Source organism: Arcobacter vandammei, assembly GCF_016106035.1.
Lineage (GTDB): Bacteria > Campylobacterota > Campylobacteria > Campylobacterales > Arcobacteraceae > Aliarcobacter > Aliarcobacter vandammei.
In genome coordinates, this window is sequence record NZ_JADKPZ010000008.1 from 101492 (window position 1) to 107602 (window position 6111).

Below are 6111 nucleotides of genomic sequence, written 5' to 3' on the forward strand. Positions count from 1 at the left end.
ATCTCCTTATTTAATTACGATTTTTGCATCTTTTCTTAAACTATCAATAAGCTCTTTTACTTTTTTACCAAAGCTATTTCCTATAAGAATTTGATTTATTTCTCCTTCAACTTCATTATAAGATAAAACTTTTCCTGCTGTTTTGTCTTTTAATAAAATTACATGGTAACCAAATTGAGATTTTACAGGAGATTTTGAGTATCCACCTTTTGTTAAAAGTTTAACTGCATTTGCAAACTCTGGAACCATTTGTTCAGCTGCAAATTTACCTAAATATCCACCATTTGCTTTTGAAGGGTCTTTTGATTTAACTTTTGCTAATTCTGCAAATTTTGCCTCTTTATTTGAAGCTTTATTTAAATCATTAATAATTGATTGAGCTTCAGCTTCACTATCAACTAAAATATGACTTGCTTCGAACATTTCTGGAATGTTGAATGATTCTTTATTTTTTTCATAAAAATCTTTTTTATCAGCATCACTAAATTTTAGTTTATCAACCTCATTTTTTTGCCAAACTTGAAATGCTAAATCTTCTTTGATTTTTCCCATAGCTTCTGCATATTGTGGATCTTTTTCAATTCCATCTTTTATTGCTTTTTTTGCTAATAATTTTTTGTTGATAGCTTGATCAACAATTTGTGTTCTAGCTTCTGCTGGAATTTTATCAAGATCTACTCTTGGGTCTTGAATAATCATCTCAATATCTTGTTTTGTAATATTTTCCCCATCAACAGTTGCATAAATATCTGCAGCATTTAAAGCTGAGAATAGAGCCAACGATGCTACAAAGCTTGTAACTATTTTTTTCATTTTGTTCCTTAGAAATTAATTTGCGGTATTTTATCTATTTTGAGTTAATAAATAGTTTATTTAACCAGCTTTTAAATATATATTTTTAAAGATATTTACATTTTTTAACATTTAACTTAAAAAAGCTTTAAATTTTGAAATTTTTATGATATACTTGCGAACAAATTTAAGATTAAATTTAACTTAAGGATTTTTATGAGAATTTTAATTATTGAAGATGAGATTACTTTAAACAGAACTTTACAAGAAGGATTAACTGATTTTGGTTATCAAGTTGATACTGCTGAAAATTACAAAGATGCTGAGTATTTTATAGATATTAGAAACTACGACCTAGTTTTAACAGATTGGATGCTTCCTGACGGAGACGGGATAGAGCTTTGTAAAATTGTAAAGAATAGAAGTTCAAGAACTGCTGTTGTAATAATCTCAGCAAGAGACGACAAAGAGAGCGAAATTGAAGCTCTAAAATCTGGTGCAGATGACTTTATCAAAAAACCTTTTGATTTTGATATTTTATTAGCAAGAATTGAAGCAAGATTAAGATTTGGTGGAACAAATATCATTGAGATTGATGATTTAATCATTAATCCAGATGAAGAAAAAATTGAATATGCTGGAGAAGAGATAGAGTTAAAAGGTAAACCTTTTGAAGTTTTAACTCACTTAGCTAGACATAGAGACCAAATCGTAAGTAAAGAACAACTACTTGATGCAATTTGGGAAGAACCAGAACTTGTAACTCCAAATGTTATTGAAGTTGCAATCAACCAAATTAGACAAAAAATGGATAAACCTCTAAATATTTCAACTATTGAAACAATTAGAAGAAGAGGTTATAGATTTTGTTATCCAAATCAAGCAGAAGACAAATAATCTTTAAACTAAACAAATAATGGAAAGTAGAAGCATTTATAAACAGTTTTATAGAAAACTTATAGTTGCTTCTTCTTTATTTATCATTATCCTATCTTTTATCTTTTATGAATATGCAAAAAACTCTTTTTATGACAATATCCAAGAAAATTTAATTTATCAAGCAAAAAAAATTAAACAAAGTTATATAAAAGATGAGTTTAAGCCAGTAAAAACTCAATCTCAATCTATTGAGATTATTTATACTCTAAAAACAAAAATAGAGTTTTCAAATTTTACAAAAAATGATGAGCATTATTTAAGAATAATATATCCATTTGAAGATAATTCAGCCTTACAAATTACAAAAGATATAACACTTGAGAGAAATCTTTTATATTCGATTATTTTTAAAAACCTTTTTCTTTTAGCAATTCCAGGGTTTATTTTGATGCTTTTATACTCTTTGATTGTTTCAAAATCTCTTTTAAAACCAATTATGCAAATAAATAAAAAACTATCAAATATGGATGAAAAAACACTATCTCCAATAAGCACAAAAGATTTACCAGATGAATTTTTGACTCTTGCAAACTCTATAAACTCACTTACAAATAGAATAGCTACTTATGTGAAGTTTAAAAAAGAGCTTTTTGTGGGAATTGCTCATGAGCTTAAAACTCCACTTGCAGTTATGAAACTAAAAAATGATTTAATGCTAAAAAAAGAGAGAAGCAAAGAAGAATATGAAGAAGCTTTGCGACTTACAATAAAACAAATAGATGATATGAATATAATGATTAGCTCTATTTTGGATATTGGAAGAACTGAAGGAGCTCAATTTGAGAGTCCTTGCGAAATAGATTTGGTTGATTATATAAAAAGAAAAACAAATGATTATAAAATGCTATCGAATCAAAGAGGAATAGATACTATTTTTACTTCAAATGTCTCTACTTTAAATACTTCAATAAGAGTAACTCTTTTAAATCAGATTTTACAAAATTTTGTGCAAAATGCTATAAAATTTACTCCAGATAACCATAAAATACTAATCAAACTAAAAAAAACAGATGCAAAAATAGTTATAAAAGTTATTGATGAGGGAAGCGGAATAGATGAAAGTGTAGATGTTTTCGCTCCGTTTAAGAAAATGGGTTCTAAAAATGGTGTTGGACTTGGGCTTTATTTGGCAAAAATTGCAAGTGATGCTTTAAATGGTGAAATATCTATAAAAAATAGAAAAGATGGAAAAAATGGCTGTGTTGCAAAACTGGTTTTAAAAAATCAAGCCTAAGCTAAATTATACTTATCATAAACCTTATCCTCTTTATTTTCCCATATATTCTCAAGAGATTTGTTTGAAAGTTTTGATATATCACAAAGTTCATTATCTTTTTTACTTTGTGTATCTTCTATGATTTCTAATTCATTTGTTTTAAGATTTTTCAAAAAAAACATCAAGTGATTATAAATACTATCGCCTACTTTTAATTTAATTGTATGCATCTAAAACTCCTGCCATTAAAATAAGTACGATTATAGCAAATTATATTTTTTTATCAATGCTTCACAATTGATATTTTTATAATCTAGCTAAAAATAGCTAGATTATTTTACATAGTATAAATTTGGTGCCATTTGGTGCATATAGTAGTATTTCTTTTGATTTGAATTATTGAAATTTCTATTAGCATCATTCATTTGTTGCATTGAATTATTATAAATCTGATTTGATTGTTGGTTCATTTGATTTAAAGAATTATTAAAATTTTGTAATCCTTGTTGTAAAGATTGTGAGTTTGCTTGTCTTTGTAAAGCTTCTGCTTGGGCTTGTTGAGCTTTCATCTGTTGAACTTGTAATGAGAATTGCACATCTCTATCATAACCTTCTCCTCTTCCTCTTTCTAATGTTTCCATTACTCCTGATGGAAATTCATCTAAATCCCATATATTTGAAAAATCTTTTTCTACTCCACTTACCCAATATGCAGTACAAGGTACAGTTCTCATTGATTTATATTTTTTACTATCATCATCTAATTCATAATATAATGTTACTGGAGAATATCCCTTATTCACATTATTGCACATAACTGTTGCTCCCGTTGGATTAGTATTATATGTTATAGGATATTTACTGCTACAACCACTAAAAATAAAGATACCTAAAGTAGATACCAAAATATATTTTATACTTCTCAATTTTTATCCTTAAAAATTTTGTTTGTAGATTTTAATAATGTAATAGCATTTAGACATAGCTAAGTTTCTACCATATCTTGCATATTCTTTATCTGTAAATCCTAAATGAATATGTGAAGCATCAATTATAAATTTATAAACTTTAGCAAATAATTCTTCCTCTTTTTGAGCTAAAAAACCATTTGTTTTTAAATTAATTAAAGCATTAGCCCATCTATCATCTGTATTACTATATTTATCAATAGCAATTGTTCTTACAATAGTTTCTAAAGATATTCTTGCTTTTGATAAACAACCGTTAAAATCACTATTTTTAAATGCCTCAGCTGACTCATTTATCAATCTTTTTATTTCATCTTTTTTTGAAAAAGTTGAATTATCTATTTCTTTTGTTAATTCATCTTCAAAAGCAACAACACCATCAATAGTTGGCTCAATTTGTATTATTGAATTATTTTCAATTTTATATCCATCCAAAAATAGATATTTTTCAAAATCTGAAAATCTATCATCAAAAGGATATTTCGTAATTATTTTATTTCTAAAAGTTTGTTTTCTTTCAATAACTTCTTTTATCAATTCACTTAAATCAGTAGATGATAAAACTATATTTTTTATATCATCTACATTTATGAAATCATTATCCATCTCATATTTTTCAAATAATAATTTTAAATCTGATTTATCTAATTTATCTAAAAGTTGAGCTAATGATATTTTAGTCCTTTTTGTTATATGCATTTTTATCTCCTTGTTTTATAAATATTCCTTGTTTTTATATATAATCATAGAATAATTACAACATTGTATTTTAATTTGTTGTAACATTTACTTAAATAATATATATTTGTTATAAATATTACTATGTTGTTTTATCATTGTTGTATTTTGTAGATTAATCCCTAAAAAAGGATTTTATTTATGAAAATGACAATAAGAGATATAGCTGGATATTTAGGAATTAACACAAAAACTATTTATAACTGGAAAAAAGATAGACCAAATTTATATAAAACTGTTATGCTTGGACTTATGGTTGAAGAGATTATTGAGAAATCAGAAAAAAATCTTGATGATTTGAAAGAGTTAAAAAAAGAGTTTGAAACTAAGAAATAATAGGTTATCATAATTTTTAATACTTTTTAGATATTATCTTTAATATAATAAATTATTATATAAAACGAAATGATTATAAAATGTCTGTTACTAGAAACCATCATTATATTTCACAATTTTATTTAAAAGGATTTACAAAGTCTGATGGAGCAAAACAAAATTTATATGTTTATGATAAAACACTTAATAAATGTTTTAAATCTAACTCAAGAAATATAGCTTCACAAAGAGATTTTAATCGTATTTCTAACACAGAAAATCCAAATATTATTGAAGATGAACTAGCAAAAATTGAAGGTCAATTATCTATAAGTTTTAGAGAAATTATCGAAAGTAAATCTTATCCAGATGAAAAACAATTCAATCATATCATTTATTTTATAACACTTGTATCACTTCGTAATCCAAAAACGAGAAGCTTATTTGATGATTTTTATAAAAAAATAGCCGATAATTTCATTGAAATGACAATGAGTTCAGAAGAGATATATTTAGACCAGTGCCGTCAAGCTGCTATCAAAGAAGGATATATTATCCCTTATGAAAAACAAAAAGCATTTACAGAAGATAAAAATAGATATAATTTAGAAATTAACCAAGAAGTGCATATTCAAAGTGAATTAAATACATTAGATTGTCTAAATTATATTTTACTCCAACGAAATTGGTATCTAATAGTATCAAATGAGAGTATTGGTGAATTTATTACTTCAGATTATCCAGTATCTTTAATTTCTTCAGTTAAATCTAATCCTTACGGAATCGGTTTTGGAACAGAAAATACAGAAGTAATATTCCCAATTTCAAAATATTTAGCTTTTATTGGTGTATTTGAAAAGCATCAAAATAAAATTCTTATTGCTACAAAAGAAAATGTTAATTCCATAAATAATATAACTTTTGAATTTGCTAATAAGCAAGTATATTCTATGAAAGAAAGAAATTTGGAAAAATTAAAAAACTAAAAATAGTTTAAACTAAACTAAACTAAAAATTTATTTTATAAATTAAGGCTTAATGAAAAAAATGGGTTGCTGAAAACTTAAGCTAAGTTCGATACTATCGTTATTTAAAAAGGATTATTTACAATGAGTTGTAAAAAAGCACTAGAATTTGTCCAAA

8 protein-coding genes are annotated in these 6111 nt (G+C 25.5%); 4 read left to right on the forward strand and 4 right to left on the reverse strand.

Translation table 11 applies throughout. The annotated features are described in order from the left end of the window. Positions 1–6: 6 nt before the first annotated feature. Complete coding sequence (locus IQC44_RS06030; RefSeq protein WP_198305450.1) at positions 7–813, reverse strand: peptidylprolyl isomerase; 807 nt, start codon at positions 811–813, stop codon at positions 7–9. 195 nt (positions 814–1008) lie between these two features. On the opposite strand from IQC44_RS06030, the gene hsrA reads away from it, so the two are divergent. Both hsrA and IQC44_RS06040 read left to right on the forward strand, forming a co-directional pair. Then, positions 1009–1689, forward strand: coding sequence for a homeostatic response regulator transcription factor HsrA (gene hsrA, locus IQC44_RS06035; RefSeq protein WP_198305451.1), 681 nt, complete (start codon positions 1009–1011; stop codon positions 1687–1689). A gap of 19 nt (positions 1690–1708) precedes the next feature. Continuing rightward, on the forward strand, positions 1709–2965 hold the full coding sequence (locus IQC44_RS06040; RefSeq protein WP_198305452.1) for a sensor histidine kinase: 1257 nt from the start codon (positions 1709–1711) through the stop codon (positions 2963–2965). On the opposite strand, the gene IQC44_RS06045 is transcribed toward IQC44_RS06040, so the two are convergent. The 3 genes from IQC44_RS06045 to IQC44_RS06055 all read right to left on the reverse strand — a co-directional run bounded on the left by IQC44_RS06045 (position 2962) and on the right by IQC44_RS06055 (position 4614). Beyond that, entirely contained in the window at positions 2962–3177 is a 216-nt protein-coding gene (locus tag IQC44_RS06045) for a hypothetical protein (protein ID WP_198305453.1), read from the reverse strand. The two genes, IQC44_RS06040 and IQC44_RS06045, sit on opposite strands and share 4 nt — an antisense overlap. Before the next feature lie 102 nt (positions 3178–3279). After that, the gene (locus IQC44_RS06050) at positions 3280–3873 is read right to left on the reverse strand and encodes a hypothetical protein (RefSeq protein WP_198305454.1); all 594 of its coding nucleotides are present in this window, start codon (positions 3871–3873) and stop codon (positions 3280–3282) included. 9 nt (positions 3874–3882) lie between these two features. Beyond that, on the reverse strand, positions 3883–4614 hold the full coding sequence (locus IQC44_RS06055; protein WP_198305455.1) for a hypothetical protein: 732 nt from the start codon (positions 4612–4614) through the stop codon (positions 3883–3885). Between the two features lie 180 nt (positions 4615–4794). Between IQC44_RS06055 and IQC44_RS06060 the strand changes: the two genes are divergently transcribed. Beyond that, complete coding sequence (locus tag IQC44_RS06060; protein WP_198305456.1) at positions 4795–4989, forward strand: terminase gpP N-terminus-related DNA-binding protein; 195 nt, start codon at positions 4795–4797, stop codon at positions 4987–4989. Between the two features lie 80 nt (positions 4990–5069). Continuing rightward, positions 5070–5954: a DUF4238 domain-containing protein gene (locus IQC44_RS06065; protein WP_198305457.1), complete on the forward strand. Its 885-nt coding sequence runs from the start codon at positions 5070–5072 to the stop codon at positions 5952–5954. Positions 5955–6111: the final 157 nt, after the last annotated feature.

Bases quoted from the DNA above. Each gene is read 5' to 3' on its own strand.
- IQC44_RS06030 (WP_198305450.1), bottom strand. From the start codon at position 813: ATGAAAAAAATAGTTACAAGCTTTGTAGCATCGTTGGCTCTATTCTCA.
- hsrA (WP_198305451.1), top strand. From the start codon at position 1,009: ATGAGAATTTTAATTATTGAAGATGAGATTACTTTAAACAGAACTTTA.
- IQC44_RS06040 (WP_198305452.1), top strand. From the start codon at position 1,709: ATGGAAAGTAGAAGCATTTATAAACAGTTTTATAGAAAACTTATAGTT.
- IQC44_RS06045 (WP_198305453.1), bottom strand. From the start codon at position 3,177: ATGCATACAATTAAATTAAAAGTAGGCGATAGTATTTATAATCACTTG.
- IQC44_RS06055 (WP_198305455.1), bottom strand. From the start codon at position 4,614: ATGCATATAACAAAAAGGACTAAAATATCATTAGCTCAACTTTTAGAT.
- IQC44_RS06060 (WP_198305456.1), top strand. From the start codon at position 4,795: ATGAAAATGACAATAAGAGATATAGCTGGATATTTAGGAATTAACACA.
- IQC44_RS06065 (WP_198305457.1), top strand. From the start codon at position 5,070: ATGTCTGTTACTAGAAACCATCATTATATTTCACAATTTTATTTAAAA.